The sequence below is a fragment of the Advenella mandrilli genome (genome assembly GCF_016595155.1).
Classification (GTDB): Bacteria; Pseudomonadota; Gammaproteobacteria; order Burkholderiales; family Burkholderiaceae_B; genus Advenella; species Advenella mandrilli.
The window spans coordinates 130,860-147,016 of record NZ_JAENGP010000011.1 but is presented as its reverse complement, the minus strand read 5'-3'; the positions used below and the strand labels follow the sequence as shown (position 1 = coordinate 147,016).

15 protein-coding genes and 1 pseudogene are annotated in these 16,157 nt (G+C 49.1%); 4 read left to right on the top strand and 12 right to left on the bottom strand.

Annotated elements, in window-relative coordinates; translation table 11 throughout:
* The coding region (locus tag JHL22_RS10830) for an ESPR domain-containing protein (RefSeq protein WP_200237156.1) at positions 1-1,128 on the bottom strand (1,128 nt) is incomplete at its 3' end.
* Positions 1,129-1,964: 836 nt separating this feature from the next.
* Here JHL22_RS10830 and JHL22_RS10825 point away from each other — a divergent pair.
* Both JHL22_RS10825 and JHL22_RS10820 read left to right on the top strand, forming a co-directional pair.
* Positions 1,965-3,068: a branched-chain amino acid aminotransferase gene (locus JHL22_RS10825; protein ID WP_200237153.1), complete on the top strand. Its 1,104-nt coding sequence runs from the start codon at positions 1,965-1,967 to the stop codon at positions 3,066-3,068.
* A 60-nt stretch (positions 3,069-3,128) separates the two neighbouring features.
* Positions 3,129-3,671, top strand: coding sequence for a hydrolase (locus JHL22_RS10820; RefSeq protein ID WP_200237150.1), 543 nt, complete (start codon positions 3,129-3,131; stop codon positions 3,669-3,671).
* 120 nt (positions 3,672-3,791) lie between these two features.
* On the opposite strand, the gene JHL22_RS10815 is transcribed toward JHL22_RS10820, so the two are convergent.
* On the bottom strand, positions 3,792-4,199 hold the full coding sequence (locus JHL22_RS10815; protein WP_200237148.1) for an FKBP-type peptidyl-prolyl cis-trans isomerase: 408 nt from the start codon (positions 4,197-4,199) through the stop codon (positions 3,792-3,794).
* Positions 4,200-4,252: 53 nt separating this feature from the next.
* A complete protein-coding gene (locus JHL22_RS10810) occupies positions 4,253-5,371 on the bottom strand; it encodes an alkene reductase (RefSeq protein WP_200237145.1) in 1,119 nt (372 codons plus the stop codon).
* Positions 5,372-5,734: 363 nt separating this feature from the next.
* Here JHL22_RS10810 and JHL22_RS10805 point away from each other — a divergent pair, with 363 nt between their 5' ends.
* Positions 5,735-6,085: a two pore domain potassium channel family protein gene (locus JHL22_RS10805; protein WP_200237143.1), complete on the top strand. Its 351-nt coding sequence runs from the start codon at positions 5,735-5,737 to the stop codon at positions 6,083-6,085.
* Between the two features lie 57 nt (positions 6,086-6,142).
* Here the strand turns inward: JHL22_RS10805 and JHL22_RS10800 are convergent.
* The 4 genes and pseudogenes from JHL22_RS10800 to JHL22_RS10785 form a co-directional block, all read right to left on the bottom strand.
* A pseudogene (locus JHL22_RS10800) lies at positions 6,143-6,415 on the bottom strand (type II toxin-antitoxin system RelE/ParE family toxin).
* Entirely contained in the window at positions 6,415-6,687 is a 273-nt protein-coding gene (locus JHL22_RS10795; protein ID WP_200237140.1) for a CopG family ribbon-helix-helix protein, read from the bottom strand. The pseudogene JHL22_RS10800 and the gene JHL22_RS10795 overlap by 1 nt, the downstream one beginning before the upstream one ends.
* A gap of 134 nt (positions 6,688-6,821) precedes the next feature.
* Positions 6,822-7,202 carry a hypothetical protein gene (locus JHL22_RS10790; protein WP_442859640.1) on the bottom strand — a complete coding sequence of 127 codons (381 nt, stop codon included), beginning with the start codon at positions 7,200-7,202 and terminating at the stop codon, positions 6,822-6,824.
* Between the two features lie 65 nt (positions 7,203-7,267).
* A complete protein-coding gene (locus JHL22_RS10785; RefSeq protein ID WP_200237137.1) occupies positions 7,268-8,101 on the bottom strand; it encodes a prolipoprotein diacylglyceryl transferase family protein in 834 nt (277 codons plus the stop codon).
* Positions 8,102-8,431: 330 nt separating this feature from the next.
* On the opposite strand from JHL22_RS10785, the gene JHL22_RS10780 reads away from it, so the two are divergent.
* Positions 8,432-8,938, top strand: coding sequence for a hypothetical protein (locus tag JHL22_RS10780; RefSeq protein ID WP_200237134.1), 507 nt, complete (start codon positions 8,432-8,434; stop codon positions 8,936-8,938).
* A 161-nt stretch (positions 8,939-9,099) separates the two neighbouring features.
* Here JHL22_RS10780 and JHL22_RS10775 read toward each other — a convergent pair whose 3' ends face one another.
* The 5 genes from JHL22_RS10775 to prpC form a co-directional block, all read right to left on the bottom strand.
* Positions 9,100-10,059 (bottom strand): Abi family protein, encoded by a 960-nt coding sequence (locus tag JHL22_RS10775; RefSeq protein WP_200237132.1) that lies wholly within the window; start codon positions 10,057-10,059, stop codon positions 9,100-9,102.
* A gap of 157 nt (positions 10,060-10,216) precedes the next feature.
* Entirely contained in the window at positions 10,217-11,077 is an 861-nt protein-coding gene (locus JHL22_RS10770) for an isocitrate lyase/PEP mutase family protein (protein ID WP_200237130.1), read from the bottom strand.
* Between the two features lie 52 nt (positions 11,078-11,129).
* Complete coding sequence (gene prpF, locus JHL22_RS10765) at positions 11,130-12,320, bottom strand: 2-methylaconitate cis-trans isomerase PrpF (RefSeq protein ID WP_200237128.1); 1,191 nt, start codon at positions 12,318-12,320, stop codon at positions 11,130-11,132.
* Between the two features lie 17 nt (positions 12,321-12,337).
* Complete coding sequence (gene acnD, locus JHL22_RS10760) at positions 12,338-14,941, bottom strand: Fe/S-dependent 2-methylisocitrate dehydratase AcnD (protein WP_200237126.1); 2,604 nt, start codon at positions 14,939-14,941, stop codon at positions 12,338-12,340.
* A gap of 5 nt (positions 14,942-14,946) precedes the next feature.
* Complete coding sequence (prpC, locus tag JHL22_RS10755; protein ID WP_200237125.1) at positions 14,947-16,101, bottom strand: bifunctional 2-methylcitrate synthase/citrate synthase; 1,155 nt, start codon at positions 16,099-16,101, stop codon at positions 14,947-14,949.
* Positions 16,102-16,157: the final 56 nt, after the last annotated feature.

Sequence of the window (16,157 nt, the reverse complement as noted above, 5' to 3'; positions counted from 1 at the left end):
TAAACCGCCAGTCAGGCCACTTAATAAATTATTAACAGTACCTACAACAGGGGTTAGTGCGCCCTGATCGCCTACCAGGCCATTTACCAAACCACCTACGGGTGCCAGTGGACCATTGGCAGATGTCAAACCATTAACCAGACCGGTTACCGGTGCCAAAGCGCCAGTTTGTGGATCGACCAGACCATTTACCAGGCCACCTACTGGTGCCAGGGCGGTATTATTCACCAGTCGGCCAACGGTTCCCTGCACATCGGTAACCACACCGTCACCAGCACTGCCACCCCCCAGCAAACCGCCATTGCCGCCCGTCAAACCACCCACCAGACCAAGGACGGGATCAAGCAAACCACCGACCCCATTTCCGGATTGACCACCAGTTAATCCACCAAGCAGACCCAAAACAGGATCAAGCGGGCCACCCTGGGCACCACCGGCTAAACCGCCAGTCAGGCCACTTAATAAATTATTAACAGTACCTACAACAGGGGTTAGTGCGCCCTGATCGCCTACCAGGCCATTTACCAAACCACCTACGGGTGCCAGTGGACCATTGGCAGATGTCAAACCATTAACCAGACCGGTTACCGGTGCCAAAGCGCCAGTTTGCGGATCAATAAGACCATTGGCAAGACTGCCTACCGGAGACAGAACGGTATTGTTGACCAAGGTACCAACAGTACTTTGTACATCGGTAATCACACCGGTACCGGCACCACCCGTTCCACCACCCAATCCACCTACCAGGCCCAGAACGGGATCAAGCAGACCGCCCAAACCGGCACCAGATCCCTGACCACCGGTTAAGCCACCAACGACACCCAGCACAGGATCAAGCACACCACCAAGAAGATTGGTTGCTGTTGCCCCTTGGGAGCCGGTTAATCCACCAAGAATTCCCATTACGGGTGACAAGGCTGCTGTCGTGGACAGATTGGCAACATTATTGATATTTGGATTTGACTGGGCATTGGCTACACCGCTGGTGATGCAAAAACCCAAAATGCCAGCCGCCACTGTTTTGAACAGAATACTGCCGCTGCGTTTTCCTTTGGTTTTGGTTTTTTCAGATACGGCAACGTAGGCGCCTGTATGTTCATTCCAGACAGACTTATAGATATGGTTCATTTGTAGCGCTCTCCAAACAATAGATAGAAGTACCGCATCTATACTCATCATCTTTTGATTGCCTGACAAATTAATGGCTTGCTACAGCAAAAATAGAAAACAAACGTAATGCGGCTAATATTAAAAATAGAAAAACATGTAACTTTTCGGGAGAACAATAACACTAGACGATTATTTTAGAAACATTCACATTGCTTGCTTACATCTAATTTATTTTTATTTTACTCATAAATATATTTATTAAATATACAAATATATTGAAATAAATAACATTAAAAATCAAATAAGTAACAATATAATTCAATTATTTTCAATTTGATTTATTTTAAAAAAATAACAATCCCTTATCTTGACTGCATCTACAAGATATTTATTCATACAGTCCTGAAACAGGAGACGCGATTTTGTACAAGCAACGAAGCGACACTTTTTTATTTTTCATGCTAATTTGTAAATTATTGTAATGTCGTTGTTTTTACGCGTGAATTTTCATTTAATTAATTAATATCCACAACCTATTAAAATATTTTAATATCAAAAAACCACTAATTTTCATTGAAAAAACAGCCCATTCCATTATGAATATAAGGTTTTTGTAAAATAATAAATCTGTCAATAGGGCAACCCCCAGCCAACAAAGAAAGGTCAAAAACCACGCGATTTTATGAAGGTGATTGACCGCCTCGCCACAAGCACCTGTTTGAGTTTGCCAGTTGCCGCATATATTGCTTGTCGTCAATCATTTAACCCCTATAATTGAGATTGTTATCATTTTGTCATACACGGCAAAAGCAATTTCTGCCGCCTGACCCATTTATATAAAAACCTCATTCATCATGAACACTACTTCTGCAAATCAAGTTGAATTTACAATTAACCGCAATGCCAATCCATTACCCGAGGCAAAGCGTGATGTCATTTTGCAAAACCCGGGTTTTGGCAAATATTTTACCGACCATATGGCAAGCATTGACTGGACCCGTGAACAAGGCTGGCACGATGCCCGTATTGTGCCTTATGGTCCTTTGCAACTGGACCCGGCCGCTTCAGTGTTACATTATGCACAAGAAATCTTTGAAGGCCTGAAAGCCTATCGACATGCTGACGGCTCTGTCTGGACTTTCCGCCCCGAAGCGAATGCCCAACGTTTTCAATTGTCTGCCCGTCGCCTGGCTCTGCCTGAACTGCCGGTAGACCTGTTCATCGAGTCCCTGAAACAACTGATTAGCATTGATAAGGCCTGGGTGCCCAGCGCTCCTGAAACCAGCGCCTATATCCGCCCGTTCATGATTGCCAATGAAAGTTTCCTGGGTGTTCGTGCCGCAGAACGCGCTGCTTATCATGTTATTGTCAGCCCAGCAGGCTCGTATTTTGCCAAGGGCATGCAACCCATTTCCATCTGGCTGTCATCCGATTTTTCCCGTGCCGGCAAAGGGGGCACCGGAGAGGCAAAATGTGGCGGCAACTACGCGGCTTCTTTACTGCCCCAACAGGAAGCCTATGCCAATGGCTGTTCACAAGTACTTTTCCTGGACGCCGAAGAACACACTTACCTTGAAGAACTGGGTGGCATGAATATCTTCCTGGTTCGCAAAGATGGCACGCTTATCACTCCCAAACCCTCTGGCAGTATTCTTAAAGGCATTACTCGCGCCAGCCTTATTCAACTGGCCAAAGACATGGGCCTGAAAGTGGAAGAACGCAGGGTTGCATTGCAAGAATGGCGGGATGGTATCAATTCGGGTGAAATTACCGAAGTTTTCGCTTGCGGTACCGCCGCTGTTATCGCCCCCATCAGCGCACTAAAACACAAAGACTTCATTGTTGGCGATGAGAACGCACCGGCTGGTGAAGTGACGGTTGCCTTGCGCAATAAATTAACCGGCATCCAGTATGGGCTTGAAGAAGATACCCATGGCTGGTTAACCCGCCTGGCATAATTTCATACAGCAATACCCATCCAGATAAGATAAGCGTATCTTTTTCTTCAAGGAGGCCTCATGCGGATCAAGGCATCAGAATCATTATTACTGGTTATTGACCTTCAAAGCCGTATGTTGCCGGCCATTGATAACGGGCAGGAAGTACTTGCCCAGGCCACCTGGATGGTAGATGTGGCCCAAGCCATTGGCATACCCGTTCTGGCGACAGAACAATACCCTAAAGGCCTGGGTCATACCGAATCAAACCTGCTGTCGCGCCTGCCTGAACAACAGGTACTGGAAAAAATACATTTTTCGGCCGTGATGGGCCAAGAACTGTTAAAAACCCCTTTTTCGGCCCGCAGGCAATGGGTTATTGTTGGTACCGAAGCACATGTATGCGTCCAGCAAACCGCGCTGGACCTGCTGGCTGCCGGCCGCGAAGTTTTTATTGTGGATGAGGCGGTTGGCTCACGTAAGCCACGGGATAAAGAACTGGCCCTGCAACGCTTGCGGCAAAACGGGGCTGAAGTGGTGTCGCGAGAAATGGTTGCTTTTGAATGGCTGGAAGAAGCCAATACGCCCCTGTTCCGGGACGTGCTGAAGCATTTTATTAAATAACTGTCCGGTTTCCTGTTATGTCTCCCGTTATTTATGACTGGAGAAAACCACAATGCACGAAAAGCATACTCACGGCATAACAAACAACGGGCAGGCATGGGCCGTTAGCCAATAACAAAATTAATTAACTTTTAGCAGCTCAACTTCAAATTTCAAATCGCTATTGGGCGGTATGGCACTGCCAGCACCACGCTCGCCATAGGCCGAACGGGAAGGACAGAACAAGACCGCAGAACCCCCTTCTTTCATTTTTTGCAACCCTTCAGTCCAGCACGGAATAACCCGGCTTAAAGGAAACGAAATGGCTTCGTTGCGTTTATAAGAAGAATCAAATTCAGTGCCATCAAGCAGGGTGCCCCGGTAATGAACCTTAACGGTATCAGCAGGCTTGGGACTGGCGCCATCGCCCAACTTGGTATGCTCAACCCTGACACCATTGGACAGGGTATCAACCGCAACCGCTTGCGCCATGGCGGCACCAGAGCCCAACAAAGTACTAATGGTAAATAGTATTAATGATTTTTTCATGCAAGAACCTGTTAATTTTATATTGAAGAAAATATGCTTTACACTTTCAAACCTTAATTGACAGCCTGATCGGCAACTTCTTCATAAGCTGGGTAATCGGTATAGCCTTCCTGGCCACCACCATAAAACACAGCTGGGTCAAATGCCGTTAATGGCCAATCGTTTTTCAGCCGTTCTTCCAGGTCGGGGTTGGAAATAAACGGGCGACCAAAGGCAACCAAATCGGTCAAGCCTTCCTTCAGGTCTCTTTGCCCTTCTTCCTTGGTGTATTCACCCGCCAAAATCAGGGTACCCGTATAAGCTTTCCTGAATTTTTCAAGGAATTCTTGCCCGTTAGTGTCCTTGATAATGGCCTTACGGTTACTGATATGAATATATGCCAGATTTTTGCCAGATAGCAGACGAGCCAGTTCAAGCCAGGTTTGCGCTTCGCCTTCAAACGCGGGCATATCAAAAACCCGGTTAAACGGTGACAGACGGATACCCACACGCTGGCTGCCAATTTTAGCCACTACTGCATCAACCACTTCCAGCACAAAGGCCAAGCGGCTTTCAATAGTGCCACCACCATAACGGTCATCACGGGTATTAATACCTGCATTAATGAATTGCTCAATCAGATAGCCATTGGCACCATGAATTTCCACCCCGTCGAAACCTGCTTCAAGCGCATTAGCAGCCGCATTGGCAAAATCCTGCACCACATTTTCCACCTCTTCAGTAGACAAGGCTCGTGGCTGGCTGGCCTGAATCCTGGCAGGATTGGCATTTTCATCGTAGGCAAACGCGGTCGTGTTTTCGGCCGTTTTATTGCTTGCACTAACCGGAAGCGCGCCATTTTCGTGTAACGAAACATGAGAAACACGCCCTACATGCCAAAGCTGACAGAAAATTTTTCCCTCTTTCTCATGTACCGCGCGGGTCACTTTTTTCCAACCTTCAATTTGCTCAGGACTGTGTATACCAGGTGTAAATAAATATCCCACGCCCTGACGGGAAATAGGAGAACCTTCGGAAATAATTAGCCCTGCGCTGGCCCTTTGTTGGTAATACAGGGCAGTTTGTTCGTTCGCAACCGTATTGGCCGCCCTGGAACGTGTCATGGGTGCCATCACAATACGGTTATTCAAATGCAGCCCGGCCAAATCATAACCCGAAAAAAGATCGCTCATTGATAAAATTCCATTGAAAGATTAAGGTAGAACAGGCAAAAATATTGGATACTCCAAAGGCATCCAAACCATTTCACCAATACAATTAGACTACCATTTTTATCGCCAATGAGGCAGATTATTCAAACACCGAGCCCAGGAAGCTCACCCCTTCCATTTATTTTTTCAGAAACGGCACAACAAAGTCCAACTCTCTACGACTTGCCACCCAATCGGCCGCTCTTCGTCCACACAGAATATATTGACAGATTCAAACCCGGTTAGTAAGATCAGAGCCATCACAAACCCTGAACAAGGCAGCTCCCAGGGAAACAATCGGCAAAAAACAATGCTTACCCGCATATATCCCACGGCTTCATAATAATGTACGAATCAAAAAACGAACCTTTATTACCCGCCCAAAATTTCAGGCACCGCTTGTTTACTCATGTCTTTTATGCACTGCTTGTCATGATTGTGACCCTGGCAATTGGTGTGTTTGCACATCTGTTGCTAGAACCGGTAACCTGGCACGAAGCCTTACTTAATTCTGCGCTTATTGTGGGTGGCATAGGCCCATACATCGTTCCCGAAAGCATTGGCGGAAAAGTGTTCTTTGCCTTTTATAGCATGTTTGTGGGCCTGGTATTTATAGGAACCCTGGGCATTATTCTGGCCCCTTTGGCCCACCGTCTTATTCACAAGTTTCATCTGGATGATGACCAGGATGAATAATGAGGATTGATTATTGAAACGGGCAAAGTTAGCCATTACCTGCTCTGACACGCTAGCTTAACGATTTTCTCTGGTATGCCACACTCGTAGTACATAAACAGTTTCTTTCTGAATTTCATAGCGGATTTCATAATTTCCTACCAGCAAACGTCGTACCTCTCTAGGATCAAACTGGAATAGCTACTCGCCAATACGTGGTGTATTTAGCAAAATAGTGGGCGCTTTGGTTAACGTTTGCACTGCCCGTGCAGCGGCTGGTTTATTTGCTATGGCTAAAAAGTCATATAGGCGCGCCAAATCAGAAAGCGCCTTACTGGTCCATTTCAACATCATTTACTTGGCACAGGCAATGGTTCATCGGCCCCCAGACTATCGGCCCAGGCTTGCACGGTATCATGATCTATGAACTGGCTATCATCGACATCAGCCAATGCTTCGTAAGTTAAACGATCACGCTCTTCTTCCTGGGCAATCCAGGCTGAAAGTGCCTGTTTCATGACCCAGCCACGCGAGCGCTCCAAACGATCTGCCATTTGATCAACTTTCCTGGCTAGTTGTATAGGAACATGCGCAGTTAGCACACGTGTTTGAGTTTTCGGCATAGTATTTACCTTTTCAGCCATTTGATTCAAAATTAATCATAATGATTAAAAAAAAAATCAGTCAAGCAAAACAGGATATAAGGTCAAACTGAAATTTTTCTAATATTATTTTTCTTACCGGAAGCACAAGCAAACTACGCCCGAATATAAACCCACCCGGCCTGCTGTATGCGAACCAGTTCCAGCACGGCTGCGCCTGGCAGCAGCTTAAGCGGTTCACGCAATGCCCGGCCTAAACGGGCCAACGTGTTTGGACACACCCATGTCATGCCGTCAACACCGTCGTCTGCCGTATCCAATACAGCGGCAACCGCCTCTGCATTAACGACTATTCTTATTTCTGCGTCAGGCATTTCCTTTTGCAGGTTACGGGCATTATTGCGGGCACGTTGCAGTGCGCTGGCTGTGGGTGCGTGCAGAACCACGTTCAGATGATGGTTTTCAGCGCCTTTGATATCGGCCCAGGCTTGAACGGGAACTTGTCCGGATGGCACGCGTATTTCAGTTTTAGGCATCGCATTTACTCCATTATCATTGGTTTAAATTTAAATATTAAAAATAACCATAACAAGCTTCCTGTCTATTCCTGTTTTGACACATCATTGGCCACTTGCGCAAAATGCTTCGACAGTTTACTTTTTAAGGCTGCCATGGTTATTTCACCCATATGCACATCACGCAACTGCCCTTGTGCATCAAAAAATAGCGTGGTGGGCAGCCCCCTTGCACGCACTTCCCGCATGGTGCTGGAAGAAGGGTCCAGCAATACATGCTGCAAATCAAGGTTTTCAGCCGCCAAGAATTGCTGGATACTTGCCCTGCTTTCACCTTGATTCACCATTAAAAAAACCGTATCAGGAAACTGCGCTGCCACCTGTTCAAAAGCGGGCATTTCACGACGGCATGGCGGACACCAGCTGGCCCACAAATTAAGCACAATAGGTTTGCCCGTATAACTACTTAAAGACACCGGCTCATGGCCCAGATTGCTTAACTGTACATCAGGTAAAGCAGTCGTTGAACGCTGCATCACCAACAATGCATGGCTGGCAGAAAACCAAATCAACACGCCAACAACCATCCCGCTTAACACCGGTAAACGCAGGCAATGTGTGTGCCGGGTTTTCCAGAACACATACAGAATGGCCGCCAACAAACCCGCCCACCATAGATAGCCGCCATCACCAATGACAATAATAGACATGGGAGCCTGGGCGTACTCTTCCCGCCATTGAATAAGATAGGCTAAACGCGCCGCCACAAAACCCCAGAATGCAGCATCCAGCAGTAAACCACCCGCAGCCTTGCTTTGAGTACCTGAACGCACAACCAGTATGCGGGCAACTCCCCATGCCAGCAGCAGGCAGATTGCCAACAAAATAACATAAACCGGAATAGGACCAACACTAATCACAACGTACCTGTCATATCAAACTCGCCTTTGCCTATTTATATAAAATTGAAATAAATATCCATTGCCAACACAATTATATTAACCGCTTTTACTTTTTCCAAAGCCGGATGAACGCGGCATCTTCTCCTGCTGCCTGCAAGCCTCAAAAAGCATAGACAAAAACGTCTCCTCCTGCCTGCCGCTTATCCAATAAAAAATACAATAACCGGGTTGCATACACAGTAGCACTTACTTGCAATACATACGCACAAAAAATTTCAAGCGCATAAAACCATAAAGCGCTTATTAACCATCTAATCCCTATTTGATTTTGTAAACATCAGGAACACAATGCGAGTTTTTTTTATACGGCTGTTAACCACCGGTTTGTTTTTTATTATTCCATACGCTCTTTTGGTATCTATACTTAGCTTGGAACCCCGCCATTTTATATTAACACTGGCGGCCAGTGCTTTAGCATGCGGATTTTGGTCTGCCCTGTTACTTATTAACAAAAATACAAAGCTGTTAAGCCAGGCTGCTATTTTTCAACTGCAACTATTAAACGCCATCCATACCCAACCACACTCAATAAACCAGCCGGCAGGAACGGAACTGTCCGAAACGGAAACTAAGGAAAACGCCCCCACTGCCCTTTCCGTTACCGAACAAATTGAGTTATTAAACAAGCTGAGCAAGTATTCTGATATGTATAGCAAGGACAGGAAAGCCAAAATTACCGATGCCGATTATATCTGGGCTATTTTCATCACTTTAGCGCTGGGGCTGATCGTTATTGCGGCTTCCATAATGAATGGCGGCAGCTTTTCATCAATATTCATACCAACCTTTCACTAATAAAAACAAGGTAGTCAATTTAAGCCAAACGGCACATACCCCTTACCCCAATATAAGTAATATGAGATTTCCCTTGCTGCCTGATTGACAATATACGCATCTTCTGTCTATAATTAATTCCAATATGACCGGCGCCCCTGCATTTATGTACGCGTCGGTTCTCATTCCTGCTCTCGCAACAGCCACTTTTCCCAATCGCTGCAAATACCAAAATCCTCAAGGGTTAATGTCATATTTCCAGATACCGGATAACTATGCAATAGCTCAAGCAAGCGAGATATCCAACTTGAATTTGGGCAAATAACCGTTAATAAATGTGCCATCACGGCAAAGTACATAAAAGGACGGGTATTTTTCATTTTTGGCCAGCCAGCGGGACAAGGTGAAAGCTCCAGTACATTAATATTCCACAAACGACTGTGATGAGCTGATACATTGCGGATAAAGTTTAAGCTGCGCAACCACTGGGCCAAGATTTTACCGTCTGCCAAACCATATTTTTGCGCGATCTGATTTTTATCAGCATATTGCATACCATCAAATATTCTCGATAGCAAACCAAAATCCCAGATTTCAATCGCCACCCATATCGGTAATTTATTAAAATATTTGTTTGCATGATGCTGGACAAACGGCTCACGCCGTGCACGATCCAGCTGTATATTATATTTATCCAGCCATAACTGATGTTCAGTCTTCCCCCGATTCTTTCCTTTTTGAAGAATTCTCTTAGAGAAATTGCCGTGCAAACATGCCTGTTTCATATAGGCAACAGGATCTTTTTTTCCAAGCAGATAAGCCACGTCTACGCGTAATGCCAATTCAATTCGTTCCATTGCATCCAGTGCCAGCAGCCGCAGTTTTTTATCAAACACATACAGTTTGACAACGTTTTCAAAATAACTGCCTGCAACAAACCTGTCTGTACGTATCGGACCTTGCTTCTGCTGCGAAGCGACAGTATCAATTTCTCTCATTGGATACCAATAGCCACTTAAACGATAGTAACCGATGCGCTTTAAGTAGTTAAGTGCGGCAGATTCATTACCCACCTGTAGGCCACGGCTTTTCAGAATAGCCAACTGCTCTTCAACAGATTTCCAAGGTTTAAGGCCAGACATTTTTTATAGTTGCTTATTTATTAAATTTGAAGCAAAACTGCATTATGAAATAAGAAGCGCGCCCCAATCGGTCACCAGACAGGTGACCGATTGGGGCGGCTATTTAAAGCGGCTCTGGAGAGCGCAAAGAGACGCTGGATAACCAGCCAGGTCTTATTCAGGAATAGCGTTTTTCAAGCTCGTCCCATTCAGGCTTGCTTACCAGGCGCTGTCTTTCGGCAAACGTCGCGACCAGCCCGCTGGACTCTTGCACTTCTTTCTCGTCGCGTAACACGGTCAGGGCTTTCTGCATGCCGGTAACGGCGCCCTGCAAGGCCGCGTTAGCATACAGTACGATACCAAAACCCATCTCGGCCAACTGATCGGCATTGAAAATAGGCGTGCGGCCACCAATCACCATGTTCATCAACTGCGGTTTGGAAAGACGCTGGGGCAGCGCGCGCACTTGCTCAGCTTCTGTAACCGCTTCCACAAACAGGATATCGGCCCCGGCTTCGGCGAACTTCTGGGCACGCTCGATCGCCGCCTCAAAACCATGGGTGGCTGCCGCATCGGTACGCGCCATAATCAAGAAGTCGGGATCGTGACGTGCGTCAACCGCCGCCTTGATCTTGCTGACTGCTTCTTCGGTTGAAATTACCTCTTTGCCTGAGAAATGACCACAGCGCTTGGGCGCAACCTGATCTTCCAACTGAATGCAGTCAGCCCCGGCACGTTCAAGCACCCGGACAGTGTGACGGACATTCAGGGCATTGCCAAACCCCGTGTCGGCATCGACAATCAGTGGCACATCTACTGCATCACGGATTCTGGCGGTATGATCGGCGATTTCGTGTAAACCCATGAATCCCTGGTCTGGCATGCCAAACCACATATTGGTCACGCCTGCACCCGTCACATAAATGGCCTGAAAGCCAAGATCGGCAATCACTTTAGCCGACAAAGCATTAAATGCACCAGGAACAATAATACCCTGGCGCGCTTCGACGAGTGATCTGAGTTGCTTTCTTGTCGACATGCAATAAATCCTTCTTTAACAATATTAAAAGTTAATCAATTTTCTGGCGTTCTCAGAACGCATCAGCCGGAACCCGTACATAGCCTTCCATCAGGACACGGGCGCTTCGGCTCATGATCGCTTTTTTCACGACCCACTGCCCTGCTTCTTCAATCGCTTGTGCCCCCACCCGCAAGGTACCCGAGGGATGACCGAAGGTAACAGACTCGCGTTCACCGCCGCCTGCCGCGCGATTGACCAGGGTGCCGGGAATGGCCGCAGCCGTACCGATAGCGACCGCTGCGGTGCCCATCATTGCATGATGCAATTTGCCCATGGAAAGCGCCCGTACAAGCAGGTCTATGTTATTGGCGGACACCTGCTTGCCGCTGGAAGCCGTGTAGTTGGCAGACTCACCTACAAATGCCACCTTGGGCGTGTGCTGACGGCGCTCGGCTTCCTTGATATTGGCAATGAGCCCCATGCGTAGCGCACCATGCGCGCGAATGGTTTCAAACATGGCCAGTGTATCGGCGTTACTGTTGATATCATCCTGCAGCTCGGTGCCGGTAAAACCAATGTCCCGGGCATTTACAAACACGGTTGGAATACCGGCGTTAATCATGGTTGCCTGCAGCTTGCCGACACCGGGTACATCCAGCTCGTCAACCACATTGCCTGTGGGAAACATGGCGCCAGCTGCCCCGTCTTCGTCTGCTGCCGGGTCCAGGAATTCAAGCTGCACTTCGGCGGCGGGGAAGGTAACCCCATCCAGTTCAAAGTCGCCTGTTTCCTGCACCTGACCGTTGGTGATGGGCACGTGTGCCACAATGGTCTTGCCGATATTGGCCTGCCAGATATGCACAGTGGCAACACCATTGGCCGGAATACGGTCGGCATCGATCAACCCATTGCTGATGGCAAAAGGCGCCACGGCTGCCGAGAGGTTTCCACAATTGCCGCTCCAGTCGATGAAAGGCTGATCGATAGACACCTGACCGAACAGATAATCAACATCATGTCCGGCACGCTCGCTTTTCGACAGAATCACAATCTTACTGGTGCTTGATGTCGCGCCACCCATACCGTCGGTTTGCTTGCCGTAAGGATCGGGGCTGCCAATCACGCGCAGCAGCAGTGCGTCGCGTGCGGCACCGGGTGTCTGGGCGGCTTCGGGCAGATCACTCAGCCGAAAAAACACACCTTTGCTGGTGCCACCTCGCATATAGGTGGCGGCAATTTTAATCTGTGGTGCATGTGTCATTGCGTTTTCCATATGTGTCATAATGCCTGGCTGGCAGCGGGCGATTCAATAAAATCCTGCGCAAAACGTTGCAAAACCCCGCCGGCCTCATAGATGGAGACTTCTTCGGCGGTATCCAGACGGCAGGTCACCGGCACTTCCAGACGTTCGCCATTTTTACGAAGAATCACCAGTGTCAGGGTTGATCGCGGTTCGGGCTTACCGATCACATCGTAGGTTTCCGTACCATCGATATTTAGCGTTTTGCGATTGACGCCCGGTTTGAATTCAAGCGGCAATACACCCATACCCACCAGATTGGTGCGGTGAATGCGCTCGAACCCTTCTGCAACAATCGCTTCGACACCCGCAAGACGCACACCCTTGGCCGCCCAGTCGCGTGAAGAACCCTGTCCATAGTCGGCCCCCGCCACGATAATTAGTGGCTGCTTGCGTTCCATATAGGTTTCGATGGCTTCCCACATACGCACCACTTTACCTTCCGGTTCGATGCGCGCCAGAGAGCCTTGTTTGATCTCACCATTTTCCAGCACCATTTCATTCAGCAGCTTGGGATTGGCGAACGTGGCCCGCTGTGCAGTCAGATGGTCGCCCCGATGCGTTGCGTAAGAGTTAAAGTCTTCTTGCGGCAAACCCATCTTATCCAGATATTCTCCGGCAGCGCTATTAAGCAGAATAGCGTTGGAAGGCGACAGGTGATCGGTCGTAATGTTGTCACCCAGCACCGCCAGCGGACGCATGCCCTTGAGCGTACGTTCGCCTGCCAGCGCACCTTCCCAGTACGGCGGACAGCGGATATAGGTGCTTTGCGGACGCCATTCGTACAATGGATTAACCGATTCACCAGCGTCAACACTAAGTGCAAACATTGGCTCATACACGCTGCGAAATTGCTCGGGCTTCACGCTGCTGGCCACAATGGCATCAATTTCTTCATCGCTAGGCCAGATATCCTTCAGGGTCACCGGCTGACCGTTCTGGTCTGTACCCAGCACGTCTTTCTCGATGTCGAAGCGGATGGTTCCGGCAATCGCGTAAGCCACAACCAGCGGTGGCGAGGCCAGGAATGCCTGCTTGGCATAGGGGTGGATACGGCCATCGAAATTACGGTTGCCCGATAAAACGGCGGTCGCATATAAATCACGATCGATGATTTCCTGCTGAATGACAGGATCCAGCGCACCGCTCATGCCGTTACAGGTGGTACAGGCAAAACCCACGATACCAAAACCCAATTTCTCGAGATCGGGCAAGAGATTGGCCTCTTCCAGATACAGCTGGACCGCTTTGGAGCCCGGTGCCAGTGATGATTTGACCCACGGCTTGCGGACCAGGCCGCGCGCGTTGGCGTTACGTGCCAACAGCCCCGCCGCAATCACGTTGCGCGGGTTGCTTGTATTGGTGCAACTGGTAATGGCGGCAATAATCACCGCGCCATCGGGCATCAGCCCCGGTTCATTTTCTACCACACCTGAAATACCACGGCTGGCAAGCTCTGAAGTAGGTACGCGACGATGCGGATTGGACGGGCCGGCCAGATTGCGCACCACCGATGACAAATCAAAGGAAAGGACACGCTCATACTGCGCGGTTTTCAGACTGTCGGCCCACAGGCCTGTTTGTTTGGCATAGGTTTCCACCAGCCTGACCTGTTCCTCATCACGGCCAGTCAGTTTCAGGTAATCAATCGTTTGTTGATCAATATAAAACATCGCGGCAGTGGCGCCATACTCGGGCGTCATATTGGAAATCGTGGCGCGATCGCCCAGCGTCAGGCGGGATGCGCCTTCGCCGTAGAATTCCAGGTAAGACGAGACCACTTTCTGCTCACGCAAAAACTCGGTCAGGGCCAGGACCAGGTCAGTAGCCGTAATGCCTGGCTGCAATTGCCCGGTCAGTTCAACACCGATAATGTCGGGCAAACGCATCCAGGACGCGCGACCCAGCATCACGCTCTCGGCCTCTAACCCGCCCACGCCAATGGCGATAACGCCCAGGGCATCGACGTGAGGCGTATGACTGTCGGTACCCACCAGGGTATCCGGGAAAGCAATCCCATCACGACTGTGAATAACCGGTGACATCCGCTCCAGATTGATCTGGTGCATGATGCCGTTGCCCGGTGGAATCACATCGACGTTCTTGAAGGCCTTCTTGGTCCAGTTGATAAAATGAAAGCGGTCGTCATTACGACGATCTTCGACTGCACGGTTCTTGGCAAAGGCGTCCTTGTCAAAACCGGCATATTCAACGGCCAGCGAATGGTCCACAATTAACTGCGTGGGTACCACCGGGTTGATTTGGGCGGGATCGCCCCCTTGCTTGGCAATCGCCTCGCGCAACCCGGCCAGGTCAACCAGCGCGGTCTGACCCAGGATATCGTGACACACCACGCGTGCAGGAAACCAAGGGAAATCCAGGTCACGTTTGCGTTCAATTAATTGCTTGAGTGAGTCTGTGAGGGTCGCCGGATCGCAGCGACGCACCAGGTTTTCAGCAAAGACGCGCGAGGTATACGGCAGCGTATCGTAGGCGTTGGGTGCAATGGCATCAACAGCAGCTCGTGCATCAAAGTAATCCAGCCCCGTGCCGGGCAGTGGCTTGCGGTTTTCAGTATTCATAGGAATTAACGCTGGTCCAGCGGAATGAATGTTTGATCTTCCGGACCAACATAGTTGGCGGTCGGACGAATAATTTTGTTGTCAATACGTTGTTCGATAATGTGCGCTGCCCAGCCTGCGGTACGCGCAATCACAAACAGCGGCGTGAACATGGCAGTAGGCACGCCCATCATGTGATAGGAAACGGCCGAGAACCAGTCCAGGTTCGGGAACATTTTCTTGATGTCCCACATGACGCTCTCCAGACGCTCGGCAATGTCGAACATTTTCAGGTTTTGCTGCGATGCCGACAGATTGCGCGCCACCTCTTTGATGACTTTGTTGCGCGGATCGGAAATCGTATACACGGGATGACCAAAGCCAATAACGACCTCTTTGTTTTCTACGCGACGACGGATATCAGCTTCGGCCTCATCGGGGCTTTCGTAGCGTTTTTGCACTTCAAAAGCGACTTCGTTGGCGCCACCGTGCTTGGGGCCGCGCAATGCGCCGATCCCACCGGTAATGGCCGAATACATATCCGAACCTGTTCCGGCAATTACCCGGCAGGTGAATGTAGAGGCATTGAACTCGTGCTCGGCGTACAGGTTCAGTGAAACATGCATGGCCTGGACCCACTCATCAGGCGGTGTTTCGCCGTGCAGCAGATGCAGGAAATGCCCGCCGATACTATCATCGCTGGTTTCGACATCAATACACTTGCCATTATGACTATAGTGATACCAATACAGCAGGGCCGAACCCAGACTGGCCATCAGACGGTCTGCAATATCGCGTGCATCGGGCAGGTTATGATCATCTTTTTCAGGCAATACGCAACCCAGTACCGATACAGCCGTGCGCATGACATCCATGGGATGACTGGAAGCCGGCAAGGCCTGCAGTGCATCCTGCAATTGAACAGGCAGGCCGCGCAGACGGCGCAGCTTCAGTTTATAGGAAGCCAGTTCAGCCTTGTTGGGCAGCTTGCCGTGAATGAGCAGGTGAGCGACCTCTTCAAATTCACAGGCTTGCGCCAGATCCAGAATATCGTAACCGCGATAATGCAGATCGTTACCGCTGCGACCCACGGTACATAGAGCGGTATTGCCAGCGATAACGCCAGACAATGCCACTGATTTCTTTGGTTTAAAGCCCGTTGTTTCGGGTGCTTGTGTCATGGTAATCCTCCGATACTTTACAATGCAAATAATGCGCTACAATCAATATTTGCAGT